17 protein-coding genes are annotated in these 15,352 nt (G+C 62.9%); 13 read left to right on the top strand and 4 right to left on the bottom strand.

All coding sequences use genetic code 11. From position 1 onward, the window contains the following. Window positions 1-11 precede the first annotated feature (11 nt). Window positions 12-1,424, bottom strand: a complete 1,413-nt coding sequence (tldD, locus tag FZF13_RS28360; protein WP_024926698.1) for a metalloprotease TldD — start codon at window positions 1,422-1,424, stop codon at window positions 12-14. 47 nt (window positions 1,425-1,471) lie between these two features. Between tldD and FZF13_RS28355 the strand changes: the two genes are divergently transcribed. Continuing rightward, the gene (locus FZF13_RS28355) at window positions 1,472-1,687 is read left to right on the top strand and encodes a hypothetical protein (protein WP_137901192.1); all 216 of its coding nucleotides are present in this window, start codon (window positions 1,472-1,474) and stop codon (window positions 1,685-1,687) included. A 64-nt stretch (window positions 1,688-1,751) separates the two neighbouring features. Then, on the top strand, window positions 1,752-3,782 hold the full coding sequence (locus FZF13_RS28350) for a phosphoinositide-specific phospholipase C-related protein (protein ID WP_024926699.1): 2,031 nt from the start codon (window positions 1,752-1,754) through the stop codon (window positions 3,780-3,782). Window positions 3,783-3,828: 46 nt separating this feature from the next. On the opposite strand, the gene FZF13_RS28345 is transcribed toward FZF13_RS28350, so the two are convergent. Beyond that, on the bottom strand, window positions 3,829-4,350 hold the full coding sequence (locus tag FZF13_RS28345; RefSeq protein ID WP_024926700.1) for an invasion associated locus B family protein: 522 nt from the start codon (window positions 4,348-4,350) through the stop codon (window positions 3,829-3,831). Window positions 4,351-4,714: 364 nt separating this feature from the next. Between FZF13_RS28345 and coxB the strand changes: the two genes are divergently transcribed. The 11 genes from coxB to rnhA all read left to right on the top strand — a co-directional run bounded on the left by coxB (window position 4,715) and on the right by rnhA (window position 13,837). Further along, window positions 4,715-5,581: a cytochrome c oxidase subunit II gene (gene coxB / locus FZF13_RS28340; protein ID WP_024926701.1), complete on the top strand. Its 867-nt coding sequence runs from the start codon at window positions 4,715-4,717 to the stop codon at window positions 5,579-5,581. Between the two features lie 39 nt (window positions 5,582-5,620). Then, the gene (ctaD, locus tag FZF13_RS28335; protein ID WP_024926702.1) at window positions 5,621-7,270 is read left to right on the top strand and encodes a cytochrome c oxidase subunit I; all 1,650 of its coding nucleotides are present in this window, start codon (window positions 5,621-5,623) and stop codon (window positions 7,268-7,270) included. 80 nt (window positions 7,271-7,350) lie between these two features. Continuing rightward, window positions 7,351-8,295, top strand: coding sequence for a heme o synthase (locus FZF13_RS28330; RefSeq protein WP_024926703.1), 945 nt, complete (start codon window positions 7,351-7,353; stop codon window positions 8,293-8,295). Window positions 8,296-8,300: 5 nt separating this feature from the next. Then, entirely contained in the window at window positions 8,301-8,462 is a 162-nt protein-coding gene (locus tag FZF13_RS29115; RefSeq protein WP_162531500.1) for a hypothetical protein, read from the top strand. A gap of 7 nt (window positions 8,463-8,469) precedes the next feature. Then, the gene (locus FZF13_RS28325; protein ID WP_024926705.1) at window positions 8,470-9,099 is read left to right on the top strand and encodes a cytochrome c oxidase assembly protein; all 630 of its coding nucleotides are present in this window, start codon (window positions 8,470-8,472) and stop codon (window positions 9,097-9,099) included. Window position 9,100: 1 nt separating this feature from the next. Beyond that, a complete protein-coding gene (locus tag FZF13_RS28320; protein WP_024926706.1) occupies window positions 9,101-9,988 on the top strand; it encodes a cytochrome c oxidase subunit 3 in 888 nt (295 codons plus the stop codon). Window positions 9,989-10,094: 106 nt separating this feature from the next. Continuing rightward, window positions 10,095-10,481 (top strand): DUF983 domain-containing protein, encoded by a 387-nt coding sequence (locus FZF13_RS28315; RefSeq protein ID WP_024926707.1) that lies wholly within the window; start codon window positions 10,095-10,097, stop codon window positions 10,479-10,481. Beyond that, complete coding sequence (locus FZF13_RS28310) at window positions 10,478-11,233, top strand: SURF1 family protein (RefSeq protein WP_024926708.1); 756 nt, start codon at window positions 10,478-10,480, stop codon at window positions 11,231-11,233. Before FZF13_RS28315 ends, FZF13_RS28310 begins: the two co-directional genes overlap by 4 nt. A 95-nt stretch (window positions 11,234-11,328) precedes the next feature. Beyond that, complete coding sequence (gene ispH, locus FZF13_RS28305) at window positions 11,329-12,336, top strand: 4-hydroxy-3-methylbut-2-enyl diphosphate reductase (RefSeq protein WP_024926709.1); 1,008 nt, start codon at window positions 11,329-11,331, stop codon at window positions 12,334-12,336. Next, complete coding sequence (locus FZF13_RS28300) at window positions 12,336-13,298, top strand: homoserine kinase (RefSeq protein ID WP_024926710.1); 963 nt, start codon at window positions 12,336-12,338, stop codon at window positions 13,296-13,298. Before ispH ends, FZF13_RS28300 begins: the two co-directional genes overlap by 1 nt. Next, window positions 13,295-13,837, top strand: coding sequence for a ribonuclease HI (rnhA, locus tag FZF13_RS28295; protein WP_024926711.1), 543 nt, complete (start codon window positions 13,295-13,297; stop codon window positions 13,835-13,837). The genes FZF13_RS28300 and rnhA overlap by 4 nt, the downstream gene beginning before the upstream one ends. Window positions 13,838-13,887: 50 nt before the next feature. Here the strand turns inward: rnhA and FZF13_RS28290 are convergent, their stop codons facing one another. Together FZF13_RS28290 and FZF13_RS28285 are read right to left on the bottom strand one after the other, a co-directional pair. Then, window positions 13,888-14,373 (bottom strand): peroxiredoxin, encoded by a 486-nt coding sequence (locus FZF13_RS28290; RefSeq protein ID WP_024926712.1) that lies wholly within the window; start codon window positions 14,371-14,373, stop codon window positions 13,888-13,890. 90 nt (window positions 14,374-14,463) lie between these two features. Continuing rightward, a complete protein-coding gene (locus tag FZF13_RS28285; protein ID WP_024926713.1) occupies window positions 14,464-15,267 on the bottom strand; it encodes a protein-disulfide reductase DsbD domain-containing protein in 804 nt (267 codons plus the stop codon). Between the last annotated feature and the right edge of the window lie 85 nt (window positions 15,268-15,352).

Here is a 15,352-nt window from a genome sequence, read left to right as displayed (position 1 = left end):
GGTTCGGCGGCTCAGACCTGCGTGCCGCCGACCGTGATCTGGTTCATCCTCAGATGAGGTTGGCCGACGCCGACCGGCACGCCCTGGCCGGCCTTGCCGCACATGCCGATGCCGGTGTCGAGTTTCATGTCGTTGCCGACCATGGTGACGCGGTGCATGGCATCCGGCCCATTGCCGATCAGCATGGCGCCCTTGATCGGCCGCGTCACCTTGCCGTCCTCAATCATGTAAGCCTCGGTGCAGCCGAACACGAACTTGCCCGACGTGATGTCGACCTGGCCGCCGCCGAAGGAGACGGCGTAGATACCGTTCTTCACCGAGGCGATGATCTCGTCCGGCGTGTAGTCGCCGGCGGTCATGTAGGTGTTGGTCATGCGCGGCATCGGCTGGTGGGCGTAGGATTCGCGCCGTCCGTTGCCGGTGGCGGCCATGCCCATCAGGCGGGCGTTCTGGCGGTCCTGCATGTAGCCGACCAGCTTGCCGTCCTCGATCAGCACGGTGCGGTTGGTGGGCGTGCCCTCGTCATCGACGGTGAGCGAGCCGCGCCGCTCGGCGATGGTGCCGTCGTCGACCACGGTCACGCCCTTGGCGGCGACCTGCTGGCCCATCAGGCCTGCGAAGGCCGAGGTCTTCTTGCGGTTGAAGTCGCCCTCCAGCCCGTGGCCGACCGCTTCATGCAGCATGACGCCCGGCCAGCCCGAGGAAAGCACGATGTCGAAGGTGCCGGCCGGCGCCGGAACCGCCTCGAGATTGACCAGTGCCTGGCGCAGCGCTTCCTTGGCGGCGTGTTTCCAGGAGTGCTCGAGCAGGAATTCGCCGAAGCCGGTGCGGCCACCCATGCCGTAGGAGCCGGTTTCCTGGCGGTCGCCGTCGCCGACCATGACGGAGATGTTGAGGCGCACCAGCGGGCGGATGTCGCGCACCAGCTGGCCGTCGGCGCGCAGGATCTCGACATGCTGCCAGGAAGCGGCGAGTGCGGCCGTAACCTGCCGAACGCGCGGGTCTTCGGCTCGTGTCCAGGCGTCGATTTCCTGCAGCAGCTTGGCCTTGGCCTCGAAGCCGGGCGAGGGGATCGGGTTTTCATCGCCGTAGAGACGGCGGTTGGTGCGCGGTGGCGCTTCGGCCAGCGTGCCGGAATAGCCGGCCTTGACGGTGGAGACCGCGCTGGCGGCGCGCAGCAGCGCTGCTTCCGACAGGTCGCCCGCATGGGCATAACCGCTCGCCTCACCGGCGACGACGCGCAATCCAAAACCCTGGTCGGTGTTGAAGTTGGCCGTCTTCAGGCGGCCGTTGTCGAACATCAGCGCCTCGCTCTCGCTGTATTCGAGATAGAGCTCGCCATCGTCGGCGCCGTTGATCGTCTCGGCGACAATCTTGCGCAGGCGATCGTCGGAGATGTCGAATTGGGTCAGGAGGTTTTTCATCATGCCGCCGTTTTCGGGAAATGTTCAGCCAGATGTAGGCGCTGGACATGGCTTCGGCAATCGCGTGGTCCCGCCAATCTCGGCTGCCCATTGCTGCTCTGGAAAACATGGAACCACGCGGCGCCGCCATTCGCCGTCAATCCGCCACGCCGGCGGGCCGAACATTATTGCGGCAGCTAAGTAATAGTCGATACGATTACATTGCCAGTAAGGAAAAATTCGATTTTCTGCACGGCGCGACAAAACATCTTCCCCGCGATTGACAATTTTCAGGCGCCGGAAGAACGTGACGGCGCCTGATATTAAATTCGTTCGGGGGACGGTTTAATGACGATGCTCGGGGTTTTCTACAAGGGTGGCACCGACAATTACGGCCTCCACTCCTGCTCTTTCGACGGAACGACATGGTGCGGCGGGGCGGATGTTTCCGGCCAGCCTGGCGGTATCAATGCGAAAACCGACAAGGCGCTCGGGGCCTGCCTCTACGAGAACCGCCTCTATGTCGCCTACAAGGGCTGGACGAGCGACGATCTCTACATCGCCGTATTTGACGGCACGACCTGGGGTGGCGACGTCAAGATCCGCGACATGCCCGGCGGCATCGACGCCAGATCCAATACGCCGCCGGCGCTGATCGTCTTCAACGACCTGCTTCACATTTTCTACAAGGCCCATGACGGCGACCAGATTCGAGCCGCCTGGTTCGACGGCCTGCAATGGGCTGGTGGCAACGCGATCGCGGAGCTTGCCGGCGGCATCAATCCCAGGACGGATACAGGCCCTTGTGCAGTCGTCTTCGGCAATAAGCTCTACCTCTTCTACATGGGCGCCGGCGGTATCAAGCTCTATTCGTGCTGGTGCGACGGCGCTACCTGGGGAGACGCGGCTATCGGCAGCATCGATCCGTGGTCGGACGATCCACCGACGGCGGCGGTCTTTGGCGGCAAGCTATTCCTCGTCTATCGGGGCGCTGGCTCCCAGTCGATCTTCGTTTCCCGGTTCGATGGCACGGCCTGGTCCGGCGACAAAGCCATCAGCGGCATCAATCCGCAAACCGACAGTGGCCCCAGCCTCATCGTTTTTCAGAACCGGCTCTGCCTGGTCTACAAGGGCAAGTACACCGAGAGCCTCTACGTCGCATGGTACGATGGCACGAACTGGTCGGGCGACGTTCCCATCGACAGCCAGGCCGGCGGTATCGGCCCTTCGTCGGACGCAGCGCCGATGCTCTGCCTGTTGCCGAACCAGGTGCCGCCCCGCGCGCCGCCGGCTTCGAACCATGTGATGGACATGGTCCCCAAGACCATCGGCGGGCCAAGCGCGCCAGCCGTCAAGAAAGGAACGGTTTCGATCGACTACGCGACCCCGGCCGGATCGAAGGATAACCTGCTTGCGGTCGATCAATCCGATCTCGCCGACCCACTGATCTGCGACATCAACCTTGTCGGCACGCATGACAGTGCCGCCATCAGGGACCTGTGGCCCCGCCAGTTCCTCTATGCCTGCCAGAACCTGACGATAGGCCGTCAATTGGACCTGGGCATCCGTGTTCTCGACGTGCGGCTGGAGATGTTCCACGACAACGACGGCCAGTTCACCATTTACACCTGCCACGGCGACCGCGCTTTCGGCCGCCTCCGTTCGAACCGGTACCAGACGCTCCAGTCGCTTCTCGACGAATGCAAGGAATTCCTGCGCCTCAATCCGCACGAATTCATCGCAATGCTGCTCCAGGTCGATTACTGGAACAACACCCCTGACCATGCAGCTGCATACCGCGAACTGGGCACATTGTTGGCACGCTACCCGATCATCAACAGCAGGGCCGACATGCCGCGACGATCCGGGGCCGCCGGCAAGATCTATCTCATAAACCGGATGAACGACGATCCTACGCTCGGCGTGCCGATCCACTGGGATTTCAACATTGTAAGGACGCCGCTTGCAGCCACGACCAACCGCAATTTCGCGGCCTGTGTCCAGGATCTGTGCGACATCGATTCCAGCAATGGTCGGGAGCGCAAGCTGAGCCAGTTCTGGACCACTGCGGCCTACAAGACGCCCGGCCAACTCATGATCAATTTCGGCAGCGGCAACATCTACAAGGTGGTCGGCGTCTATATTCACGCGGCCCTGATCGCCCGCATCGGGGCGCTGTCCGCCGCCTCGCGCCCACGGAATTTCGGCTGGTCCCTGTTCGACTTTCCCGACATTGCCGTCCAGACCGACAAATACGGTTCGATCACCCTTGTCGATCTCATCAAGGATGCGGCTTCGGGCTACGCGCGTTTCAAAGATACCTTCGCGGTCACCGAAGACGGCCGGTCGCAACTCGTTCGTTGGGAACCCCGGCCGTAGTGGGCGTTGCGCAGTCTACGAGTGGCGATAACAGAGCCGGCTCAGCTCACGGCAGGGCGGAGAAGCCGTCGGCAAAGCCTTTGAGGTCGACCGGGATGCCGATGCCTTCCTCCGGCGTCTGGAAGACGATGAAGGTGGCGGCCTTGCCGCTCTTCAGCGTGTCGAGCAACGGCTTTTCGAGGATCACTTCGGCATAGCAGCCATCCTGGAAGCAGCGCACGAAATAGGCGCGGCCGATATCCTTGCCGTCGACATTGAGGCCGAGGCCGTTGGGCAGGAGCACGCCGAGCGGCGCCAGCACGCGCAGGATCTCAGCCTTGTTGTCAGCGGTGCGCAGCACGACCACCGAAAGCCCCATCTCGGGACGGTCTTCGGCGACGACGTTCTGCATCATCACGCATTGCTCGGACGTGGCGCCCGCCGGCGTGTCGCAGATGATCGACCATGCGCCGTGCGTGGACTTCACCGTGCCGCTCGGTTGCTGGGCGGCGGCCATCGCCTGTCCGGCACCGGCGAGGGCGGCGAGAAAGATGACCTTCGCCAAGGTTCTCGAAACCCAAGAGTTCATAACGGCTCCATTCCCGAATCACGCCACTTTAAGCCCGGGCAATGCTAAGGAAAAGCGCGGGACGACGCGCAATCCGTTGCAACTGCGGCAACAATGCGGACTTCTTTTCCGAAATAGCCGGTTTTGCCGCGATTGTCTCTGCCATGGCGATACGACAGGCGCATAATCATGCGAGCGCCTTGTGGACAGGCGCCTTCTGCATTGCCGCGCGCAAAAATGCCGCATGGTTTTGGGCGCTCCTTTCTTGCGGCGGGAAAGAGAGTATGGTTTGAACCAATCTGGACCGGCCGGGATTCCCTGTCCCGGTGTTATCGCGTATTCCTGCCACCTGATTGCAGGAGGGGACTGGGAGATGAAGAGGGCGATGAAGAAGTTTCTTGCAGGCGCTGGCGCCGCATCCATGGTTTTCGCCGGGTCTGTCGCCCATGCCGCGCAGCCCCAGCCGTGGGAGATGACGTTCCAGCCGGCGGCAACCGCTATCATGAGCCAGATCACCTGGTTCGAGCGTTATACGCTGTGGTTCATCGTGCCGGTTACGCTGTTCGTGCTCTTCCTCCTGGGCTGGTGCATCCTGAAGTTCCGCGCCAGCGTGAACCCGGTGCCGTCCAAGACCAGCCACAACACGGCGATCGAGGTTGCCTGGACGCTTGGCCCGGTCCTGATCCTTCTGGCCATCGCCATCCCGTCCTTCCAGCTGCTCACCGCCCAGTACACCCCGCCGGAAGAGCCGAAGCTCACGGTGAAGGCGACCGGCAACCAGTGGAACTGGGACTACGAATACCAGATCGACAAGCCGCTCTCCTTCAACTCGGCGATCCTGGCGGACGCCGATCGCGCCGGCCTCGGCAAGGAAGACAAGACCAAATATCCGCGCCTGCTTGCGGTTGACCACGAGCTGGTCGTGCCGGTCGGTGTCGTCGTGCGCGTGCTCGTCGTCGGTTCCGACGTGATCCACTCCTATGCGGTGCCGGCTTTCGGGATCAAGGTTGACGCCGTGCCCGGTCGCGCCAACGAGACCTGGTTCAAGGCCGAGAAGGAAGGCCTCTATTACGGCCAGTGCTCGGAACTGTGCGGCAAGGACCATGCCTTCATGCCGATCGCCGTGCGCGTCGTCTCGGAACAGCAGTATGAAACCTGGCTCGCTGCGGCCAGGACCGATCTGCCGGGTGCCAACAAGGCACTGATGGCTCAGGTCGATGGTACCAACAAGGTTGCGTCCGCCGGCAACTAAGAGCCGCGGTCGAAACAAGGATAGGGAACGGAGCGGAACATGGCGCAGGCAGCGGCTCACGACGATCACGACCACAAGCCGAAGGGCTGGGTGCGCTGGGTCTATTCGACCAACCACAAGGATATCGGTACGCTGTACCTGATCTTCGCGATCATGGCCGGCATCGTCGGCGGCTTCCTGTCGATCATGATGCGCTGGGAGCTTGCCGAGCCGGGTATCCAGATTTTCCCGGGCCTCGCCTCGATGGTCTACGGTGTCACCGGCGATGCCGCGCTCGACGCCGGCAAGTCGATGTTCAACGCCTTCACCACCGCGCACGCCCTGGTCATGATCTTCTTCATGGTCATGCCGGCGCTGATCGGCGGCTTCGCCAACTGGATGGTGCCGATCATGATCGGCGCGCCGGACATGGCGTTCCCGCGCATGAACAACATCTCCTTCTGGCTGCTGCCGCCGGCCTTCATCTTGCTCATCACCTCGATGTTCGTGCCGAGCGCTCCCGGCGCCTACGGCGTCGGTGGCGGCTGGACGATCTATCCGCCGCTTTCGACATCCGGCCAGCCGGGGCCAGCAATGGATCTGGCGATCTTGTCGATCCACATCGCCGGTGCCTCGTCGATCCTCGGTGCGATCAATTTCATCACCACCATCTTCAACATGCGCGCGCCTGGCATGACGCTGCACAAGATGCCGCTGTTTGCCTGGTCGGTGCTGGTCACCGCCTTCCTGCTCTTGTTGTCGCTGCCGGTTCTGGCGGGCGCCATCACCATGCTGCTCACCGACCGTAATTTCGGCACCTCCTTCTTCGTGCCCGAGAATGGCGGCGACCCGATCCTGTTCCAGCACCTGTTCTGGTTCTTCGGTCACCCGGAAGTGTACATCCTGATCCTGCCGGGCTTCGGCATCGTCAGCCACATCGTGTCGACCTTCTCGAAGAAGCCGGTGTTCGGCTATCTCGGCATGGCCTACGCCATGGTCGCGATCGGCGCCGTCGGCTTCGTCGTGTGGGCACACCACATGTACACCACCGGTATCTCGCTCAACACGCAGCGCTATTTCGTGTTCGCCACGATGGTCATCGCGGTGCCGACTGGCATCAAGATCTTTTCGTGGATCGCCACCATGTGGGGCGGCTCGATCTCCTTCCGCACGCCGATGCTGTGGGCTGTGGGCTTCATCTTCCTGTTCACGGTCGGTGGCGTGACGGGCGTCCAGCTCGCCAATGCCGGTCTCGACCGTTCGCTGCAGGACACCTACTACGTCGTCGCGCACTTCCACTACGTGCTGTCGCTCGGCGCCGTGTTCGCCATCTTCGCCGGCTGGTACTACTGGTTCCCGAAGATGACCGGCTACATGTATTCGCCGGCGATCGCCAACAGCCACTTCTGGATCATGTTCATCGGCGTCAATCTGGTGTTCTTCCCGCAGCACTTCCTCGGCCTGGCGGGCATGCCGCGCCGCTACATTGACTATCCGGACGCGTTCGCCGGCTGGAACTATGTTTCGTCGATCGGCTCCTACATCTCCGGCGTCAGCGTTCTGATCTTCCTCTACGGCGTCTTCGAGGCGTTCCGTAAGAAGCGCGTCGCGGGTGCCAATCCGTGGGGCGAGGGTGCCACGACGCTGGAATGGCAGCTGCCTTCGCCGCCGCCCTACCATCAGTGGGAACAGCTGCCCAAGATCAAGTAAAGGCAGCAGTTTCGGGTTTCGAAACCGCCGGCTGAGCCGGCGGTTTTGGCCAAACGGAATGAGTGGACTTCAAGTACGCAATGGCCCTGGTTGACAACTCACGCATGGAGCAGACAACCTCCCGAATGTCGGAAGCGACGGCGGGGGATTTCTTTGCGCTTCTGAAGCCACGCGTGATGTCGCTGGTGGTGTTCACGGCCTTTGTCGGGCTGATGGCCGCGCCGGCGACGATCAACCCGCTGCTCGCCATCATCGCCATTCTGGCGATCGCCATCGGCGCTGGTGCGTCGGGCGCGCTCAACATGTGGTACGACGCCGACATCGACGCTGTAATGACCCGCACGGCCAATCGCCCGGTGCCGGCCGGTCGCGTTCTGCCCGGCGAGGCGCTCGCCTTTGGCCTGGTGCTTTCTGTGCTTTCGGTGATGACGCTGGGCGTGCTGATCAACTGGCTGTCGGCGGCGATGCTCGCCTTCACCATCTTCTTCTACGCGGTCGTATACACGATGTGGCTGAAGCGCTGGACGCCGCAGAACATCGTGATTGGCGGCGCCGCCGGCGCCATCCCGCCGGTGATCGGCTGGGCGGCCGCGACGGGTGCGGTGAGCCTCGAAAGCGTGATCCTGTTCTTCATCATCTTCCTGTGGACGCCGCCGCATTTCTGGGCGCTCGCGCTGTTCAAGTCGGGCGACTATGAACGCGCCGGCATTCCGATGATGCCGAATGTCGCCGGCGAGGCTTCCACGCGCCGCCAGATCTTCGCCTATGCGCTGATTCTGGCGCCGATCGGCGTGTTGCCCTGGGGGCTCGGCTACACCACCGCCCTCTACGGCGTGGTGGCGACCGTGCTTGGCATCGGCTTCGTCTGGTATTCCTGGGCGGTGCTGCGCATGCCCGACAGCGACCGCGTCATGAAGCCCGCCAAGGCGCTGTTCGGCTTCTCGCTGCTTTATCTGTTTGCCATCTTTGCTGCCTACCTTGCCGACAGCATCGTCGAGCGGGCACTGGTTCTTGGTGGAGCATGAGTACGATGCAAGACAAGCTTGAAACCGTCGAGCTGACAGAAAACCAGAGGAAGGCCCGCCGCAGCCGTTCGGTTGCCATTGGCTTTGCGCTGGGCGTTTTGGTCATCATCTTCTATGTGGCGACCATCGTGAAATTCGGTCCCTCCATCCTCAGCCGGCCTATGTGAGGCGGTGATGGAGAGCGAGACGACCGCCGCCGAGCAGAAGAAGCACAAGGCCAACCTGGTCGTTGCCGGCTCTTGCCTGGCGTTCTTCGGCGCCATGATCGGCATGGCCTATGCGGCGGTGCCGCTCTATTCGATGTTCTGCAAGGTGACGGGTTACGGCGGCACCACCCAGCGCGTGACGCAATATTCTACCAAGGTCCTTGACCGCGACATCATCATCCGCTTCGACGCCAACACGATGGGCGTGCCGTGGGAGTTCGAGCCGGAGCAGCGCAGTGTCACCATCAAGCTCGGCGAGACGACGAAGGTTGCCTACAAGGCCACCAACAAGTTCAGCGCGCCGACCACTGGTCGCGCCACCTTCAACGTGCAGCCGGAACTGGCGGGCGCCTATTTCAACAAGGTGGAGTGCTTCTGCTTCACGAATCAGACACTGAAGGCCGGCGAGACGGTGGACATGCCGATCGTCTTCTATGTCGATCCGGACATCCTCAAGGTGCCGGAACTGAAGGACATCAAGACCATCACGCTTTCCTATTCCATGTATCAGGTCGAGACGAAGCAGCCGCTCGCCGCGACCCTGAACAAGGATGCCGCGAAGACTATTTCCAATACCGAAGCAAATCTCGGGGGATGACATGGCCGACGGACACGCCAAACCAAACCACGACTACCACATAATAGCTCCAAGCCCCTGGCCCTTCCTGGGTTCGGTAGGTGCTCTGGTCATGGCGTTCGGCGGCGTGATCTATATGCAGTATCTGAAGGGCACGCCCTTCCACCTGTTTGGCCTGGACGTGTCCAAGGCGCATTTCTGGGTGCTGCTGATCGGCCTTTTGATCGTGCTCTACACCATGTTCGCCTGGTGGTCTGACACCATCAAGGAAGCGCATGAGGGCCATCACACCCAGGTGGTGTCGCTGCATCTGCGCTATGGCATGATCATGTTCATCGCCTCCGAGGTGATGTTCTTCGTAGCCTGGTTCTGGGCTTATTTCGACGCCAGCCTGTTCCCGAACGAGGCGATCCAGGCGGCGCGCACCACCTTCACCGGTGGCGTTTGGCCGCCGAAGGGCATGGAAGTGCTCGATCCCTTCCACCTGCCGCTCTACAACACCATCATCCTGCTGCTGTCGGGCACGACGGTGACCTGGGCGCACCATTCGCTGATCCACGGCGATCGCAAGGGCCTGATCAACGGCCTCGTGCTCACCGTCGGTCTCGGCATGCTGTTCACCATGGTGCAGGCCTACGAGTACATCCACGCTCCGTTCGGCTTCAAGGATTCGATCTACGGCGCCACCTTCTTCATGGCGACCGGCTTCCATGGCTTCCACGTCATCATCGGCACCATCTTCCTGCTGGTTTGCCTGTTCCGCGCGATGAAGGGCGACTTCACGCCGAAGCAGCATTTCGGCTTCGAGGCGGCCGCCTGGTACTGGCACTTCGTTGACGTGGTCTGGCTGTTCCTGTTCGCCTCGATCTATGTCTGGGGCTCGGCCGGCGCGGTCATCGAAGGTCACTGATCCCCGTTCAATCGGGTTTGATTGGAGGCGGCTGCGGCAACGTGGCCGCCTCTTTCTTTTGGGCCGACCGTTCAACTTGAGCCTGAAAGGTTCTAAGAAGATCGGCATGAGCGAAGATAAGGCAATCTGGCCGCCGGTCGACCCGATCCAGGCCGGCCTCAAGGGGCGCTGCCCGCGCTGCGGGGAAGGGCGCCTGTTCTCCGGCTTCCTGACGGTCGGCAAGCGCTGCATGAACTGCGGTCTCGACTATTCCTACGCCGATGCCGGCGACGGGCCAGCGGTCTTCGTCATCCTCATCATCGGCTTCATCGTCGTCGGTCTGGCGCTTTGGCTGGAAGTGACCTTCGCGCCGCCGCTCTGGCTGCATTTCCTGCTGTGGATCCCGTTGGCAATCATGCTGTGCCTGACGGCGCTGCGGCTGATCAAGGGCGTGCTGCTCACCCTTCAATACCGCAACAAGGCGGCCGAGGGTCGGCTGGACCGACCGCAATGAGCGCGGTCCCACAGCCGTCGACGGGTCGCCGCGGGCCACGCACGGCCTTGGCGCTCGGCCTCGGCCTGATCGCCTTCCTTGTCTTGATCGGCCTCGGCACCTGGCAGGTCGAGCGTCTGGCCTGGAAGGAAGCGCTGATCGGGACGATCGACCGCCGCATGAACGCAACGCCGGCGCCGCTAGCGGAAGTCGAGAAGCAGTTCACCGAGACCCGTGACATCGACTACGTTCCGGTGACGCTGACCGGCACGTTCCTGCATCAGGGCGAGCGCCATTTCTTCACCACCTGGGACGGCGAGACCGGGTTCAGCGTTTATACGCCGCTGAAACTCGCCGACGGCCGTTTCGTGCTCGTCAACCGGGGTTTCGTACCCTACGACATGAAGGACCCTGCCAAGCGCCAGAAGGGCGAGGTGGCGGGCGAGGTGACGATGACCGGCCTGGCGCGCAATCCGCTTGCCGGCAAGCCATCGATGATGGTGCCCGACAACGATCTGACCAAGAACATCTTCTACTGGAAGGACCGCGACGCCATGGCGGCGACTGCAGGCCTGCCGGCCGGCGCCGTGGTCGTGCCGTTCTTCGTCGATGCTGGCAGGGCGCCCAATCCAGGCGGCTTACCCGTTGGCGGCACGACGCTGCTCGACCTGCCCAACAATCACCTGCAATACGCGATGACCTGGTATGGCCTCGCAGCGGCCCTGGTCGGTGTCATGGCGGTGTGGCTGGCGAAGAACCGGAAGAACAGGTGAACGCCCGCCAGGCCGTTCCGCGCCCTTGACAGAAGGGGGTGGCGGACATCATGTCCGCACAATCCGACCGATGGGCCAGACAGTGGGAATCCGCGTTGCAGAAAGCCGTTAAGCCACCCCTCATAATCAGGCTTTGCCAGCCGCGCGGCTTCTGCGCCGGCGTCGATCGCGCCATCCAGATCGTGGTGCTGGCGCTGAAGAAATATGGCGCGCCGGTCTATGTGCGCCACGAGATCGTGCACAACCGCTACGTGGTCGAGGGGTTGCAAAATCTCGGCGCCGTCTTCATCGAGGAATTGTCCGAGATCCCGGACGATCACAAGCAAAGCCCGGTTGTCTTTTCCGCGCATGGCGTGCCGAAATCGGTGCCGGCGGACGCCGTGGCGCGCAACCTGTTTTATCTCGACGCCACCTGCCCGCTTGTCTCCAAGGTGCACAAGCAGGCGATGCGCCATCAGCGGCTCGGCCGCCACGTGCTGCTGATCGGTCATGCCGGCCATCCAGAGGTGATCGGTACCATGGGGCAACTGGCGGAAGGCGCGGTGACCTTGATCGAGACCGAGGCTGACGCGGCGACCTTCCAGCCCGCCAACCCGCAGGCGCTGGGCTTCGTCACCCAGACGACGCTGTCGGTGGAAGACACCGCCGGCATCATCCGCGCCTTGCAGGAACGCTTCCCGGACCTGCAGGCGCCGGCGGCCGAATCGATCTGCTATGCCACCACCAACCGCCAGGACGCGGTGAAGGAGACCGCCTCCGGCGCCGACCTCTACCTGGTGGTCGGCGCCCCCAATTCGTCGAATTCGCGCCGCCTTGTCGAAGTTGCGGAACGCGCCGGAGCCAGGATGTCGCTTCTCGTGCAGCGCGCCTCCGAAATTCCGTGGGATGACATCGGCGCCATCTCGACGCTCGGCCTCTCCGCAGGGGCTTCGGCGCCGGAGATCATCGTCGACGAGATCATCGATGCCTTCCGTCAGCGTTTCGACGTTTCGGTCGAACTGGCGGTGACAGCGACGGAAACGGAGGATTTCCCGGTCATGCGGGTATTGCGCGATGTCGAACTGACACCGGCCGACATGGCCTTCGTCAACGGAACCGTGTGATGGCGGTTTATACCGATGTGACGGAGGGCGAGCTTTCCGCTTTCCTGCAAAATTATCCGGTCGGCCAGCTGCTCTCCTACAAGGGCATCGCCGAAGGCACGGAGAATTCCAACTTCCTGCTGCACACCACGGCAGGCTCCTTCATCCTGACGCTGTACGAAAAGCGCGTCGAGAAGGCGGACCTGCCTTTCTTCCTCGGGCTGATGGATCATCTCGCCAAGAAGGGCATCTCCTGTCCGTTGCCGGTGCATCGCCATGACGGCTCGATGATCGGCACGCTGGCTGGCCGGCCGGCCGTCATCATCACTTTTCTCGAGGGCATGTGGCTGCGCAAGCCGGGCGTCGTGCATTGCCGGGAAGTCGGCGAGGCGCTTGCCGCCATGCATCTGGCCGGTGCCGACTTCACCATGCATCGCGCCAACGCGCTGGCGATCGACGGCTGGCGCAAGCTGTGGGAAGCCTCGCGCGCCCGCGCCAACGAGGTCGAGCCGGGGCTGGCGGCAGAGGTCGATGGTGATTTCGCGGATTTCGAGCGCAACTGGCCGTGCGATCTGCCGACCGGCATCATCCATGCAGACCTATTTCCAGACAATGTGTTCTTCCTGGGCGAAAAACTGTCGGGGCTGATCGACTTCTATTTCGCCTGCGACGATTTTTATGCCTACGACCTCGCCACCTGCCTCAACGCCTGGTGCTTCGAGAAGGATTTTTCCTTCAACCTCACCAAGGGCACCGCGCTGTTGGCCGGTTACCAGAGCGTACGACCGCTGAGCGAAGCGGAAAAGCAGGCATTGCCGATGCTGGCGCGCGGCTCGGCGCTGCGTTTCATGCTGACTCGCCTCTATGACTGGCTGACCGTTCCCGACGGCGGGCTGGTGATGAAGCGCGATCCGACCGAATACATCCGCCGCATACGGTTCCACCGCGCCATCGGCTCGGCCAGCGAATACGGGTTGAAATGAAACAGATCGAGATTTTCACCGACGGCGCCTGTTCGGGCAATCCCGGCCCGGGCGGCTGGGGCGCTATCCTGCGCTTCAATGGCACGACCAAGGAACTGTCGGGCGGCGAGGCCGAGACCACCAACAACCGCATGGAACTTCTGGCGGCGATCAATGGCCTGAACGCGCTGAAGGAGTCGTGCACCGTAGCACTTCACACCGACAGCAAATACGTCATGGACGGCATCTCGAAGTGGATCCATGGCTGGAAGCGCAACGGCTGGAAAACGGCCGACAAGAAGCCGGTGAAGAACGGTGAGTTGTGGCAGGCACTGGACGAGGCCAACCGTCGCCACACAGTGACGTGGCATTGGGTGAAGGGCCATGCTGGCCACCCCGAGAACGAACGCGCCGACGAACTGGCCCGCATGGGCATGGCGCCGTTCAAGAAGAGCTCGGGCCGCCCGCAGCCGGCACCGGCGCTTCGCCCCTCGACAGGCGACACGGCCACGAAGACGCCTGGCAGAAAGCCGCCGCGCCGCTCATCGCAGAGTTATTGAGACTAGGAGCCCCCGCCCTCCCATCGGAGAGGGCAGGGTCGGAAAATCTCTCAGAGCTGTTCGATCAGTCTGGCGGCGCCGGAATCCACGGCCTGGCCGGTGCTGTCCTCGATGTTGAGCGCCGTGACGGTGCCGTCGTCGACGATCATCGAGAAACGTTTCGAGCGCAGGCCGAGACCGTTGGCGCTGAGGTCGAGGTCGAGGCCAGCTGCCTTGGCGAAGGTGCCGCTGCCATCGGCGAGGAAGAGGATCTTGCCTTCGGCGCCGGTGAAGCGCGCCCAAGCGCCCATCACGAACTGGTCGTTCACTGCAACGACCGCGATCTGGTCGACGCCGCGCGACAGGATGGCGTCGCGGTTCTCCAGATAACCCGGCAGGTGGTTGTTGTTGCAGGTCGGGGTGAAGGCACCGGGAACGCCGAACAGCACCACCTTCTTGCCGTCGAAAACCTCGGCGGTGGTCAGCGCCTTGGCGCCGTCGTCGGTCATCGTCTTGAAAGTCGCTTCGGGCAGCTTGTCGCCAACGGAAATGGTCATGGCAGTCCTCATGTCTGAGAGGGAAGGGGAAGACGTGAAAGCGATAGCGCCTTCCGCGTTGGCCCGCAATCTGACCGGTCCGGCCGATTGTCACGGATAGGGCAATAGACCTTCAACCGCGCCCATGGGGGTCGTCAGCGTGTAGGGCAGGCCATCGCCTTGCGGGCGCGTGTCCGGGCGGCCGATGATCGGCAGCGAGAACACCAGCTTGCCGTCCCTCTCCGCGCGTGTCGGCGCTCCGAACAGGTAGCCTTGCTCACCGGCGACGAAGAGATCGGCGGACTGCAGCAGGCCAGGCACTGTCGCCTCCACCGTCAAGACCTCCTTGCCGCCGGGCACGGCCATGGCCGCGAAACCGTCGCTGGGCTTGGCCGGCAAGGCGGCACGCGCGGCCGCGATCAGCCAGACATCGTCTGCATTGTCGGGGTCGGCTGTGGGGTCGACGGTGAGCCGTGCTTGCAGCGGAATGCAGATGGTCTGGCAGATGCCAACGAAGACGCCGGCTTCGATGACGGCCTTTTCGCGTGGATTGGCGAGCGTGAAGGTGACCGGCAGCGAGACGCTGCGGTCATAACCCGCCCATTCGCCATAGCCGTCACTGTGACGGCCCGGCGCCGGGTAGGAGAACTCGGCCTTAGCGATGTTGGTGGCCTTGCTGACATCGATCTGCGGTGGCACGCCGCTAGCACCGGGGTCGCGCCAATAGGTCTTCCAGCTGGGCTTCAGCTGGATGTGGAGCACGCCGTTCAGGCGGCCGGACTCATCCGGCAGGCCGGCGGTAACCAGCCTGATCCGGCCGCCCTCGCTGTCCGCCCAGCGGGACGACGAGGCGGCGGCCGGCAGGGCAGATGCTGCCAGAAGTGCCAGGCCGAGCGGAAGTTTCAAGCAATTCATCACGTTGGTTTGACCGTCCCAAACTGTCCGCGCAACCGATTTCGCACGACAGGCCCCATCATATTTGTGTGACATGGCCGACTTG

The sequence above is a fragment of the Mesorhizobium terrae genome (assembly GCF_008727715.1).
Classification (GTDB): Bacteria; Pseudomonadota; Alphaproteobacteria; order Rhizobiales; family Rhizobiaceae; genus Mesorhizobium; species Mesorhizobium terrae.
Note: the sequence above shows the minus strand (reverse complement) of the source record. Positions and strands in the feature narration are given on the sequence as shown.

What these genes read in the sequence shown, in the direction of transcription:
- FZF13_RS28300 (WP_024926710.1), top strand. Translation starts at nt 12,336, where the DNA reads ATGGCGGTTTATACCGATGTGACGGAGGGCGAGCTTTCCGCTTTCCTG.
- rnhA (WP_024926711.1), top strand. Translation starts at nt 13,295, where the DNA reads ATGAAACAGATCGAGATTTTCACCGACGGCGCCTGTTCGGGCAATCCC.
- FZF13_RS28345 (WP_024926700.1), bottom strand. Translation starts at nt 4,350, where the DNA reads ATGAACTCTTGGGTTTCGAGAACCTTGGCGAAGGTCATCTTTCTCGCC.
- FZF13_RS28315 (WP_024926707.1), top strand. Translation starts at nt 10,095, where the DNA reads ATGAGCGAAGATAAGGCAATCTGGCCGCCGGTCGACCCGATCCAGGCC.
- ctaD (WP_024926702.1), top strand. Translation starts at nt 5,621, where the DNA reads ATGGCGCAGGCAGCGGCTCACGACGATCACGACCACAAGCCGAAGGGC.
- FZF13_RS28310 (WP_024926708.1), top strand. Translation starts at nt 10,478, where the DNA reads ATGAGCGCGGTCCCACAGCCGTCGACGGGTCGCCGCGGGCCACGCACG.
- FZF13_RS28285 (WP_024926713.1), bottom strand. Translation starts at nt 15,267, where the DNA reads ATGAATTGCTTGAAACTTCCGCTCGGCCTGGCACTTCTGGCAGCATCT.
- FZF13_RS28330 (WP_024926703.1), top strand. Translation starts at nt 7,351, where the DNA reads ATGGCCCTGGTTGACAACTCACGCATGGAGCAGACAACCTCCCGAATG.
- FZF13_RS28350 (WP_024926699.1), top strand. Translation starts at nt 1,752, where the DNA reads ATGACGATGCTCGGGGTTTTCTACAAGGGTGGCACCGACAATTACGGC.
- coxB (WP_024926701.1), top strand. Translation starts at nt 4,715, where the DNA reads ATGAAGAAGTTTCTTGCAGGCGCTGGCGCCGCATCCATGGTTTTCGCC.
- FZF13_RS28325 (WP_024926705.1), top strand. Translation starts at nt 8,470, where the DNA reads ATGGAGAGCGAGACGACCGCCGCCGAGCAGAAGAAGCACAAGGCCAAC.
- FZF13_RS29115 (WP_162531500.1), top strand. Translation starts at nt 8,301, where the DNA reads ATGCAAGACAAGCTTGAAACCGTCGAGCTGACAGAAAACCAGAGGAAG.
- tldD (WP_024926698.1), bottom strand. Translation starts at nt 1,424, where the DNA reads ATGAAAAACCTCCTGACCCAATTCGACATCTCCGACGATCGCCTGCGC.
- FZF13_RS28355 (WP_137901192.1), top strand. Translation starts at nt 1,472, where the DNA reads ATGGCTTCGGCAATCGCGTGGTCCCGCCAATCTCGGCTGCCCATTGCT.
- FZF13_RS28320 (WP_024926706.1), top strand. Translation starts at nt 9,101, where the DNA reads ATGGCCGACGGACACGCCAAACCAAACCACGACTACCACATAATAGCT.
- FZF13_RS28290 (WP_024926712.1), bottom strand. Translation starts at nt 14,373, where the DNA reads ATGACCATTTCCGTTGGCGACAAGCTGCCCGAAGCGACTTTCAAGACG.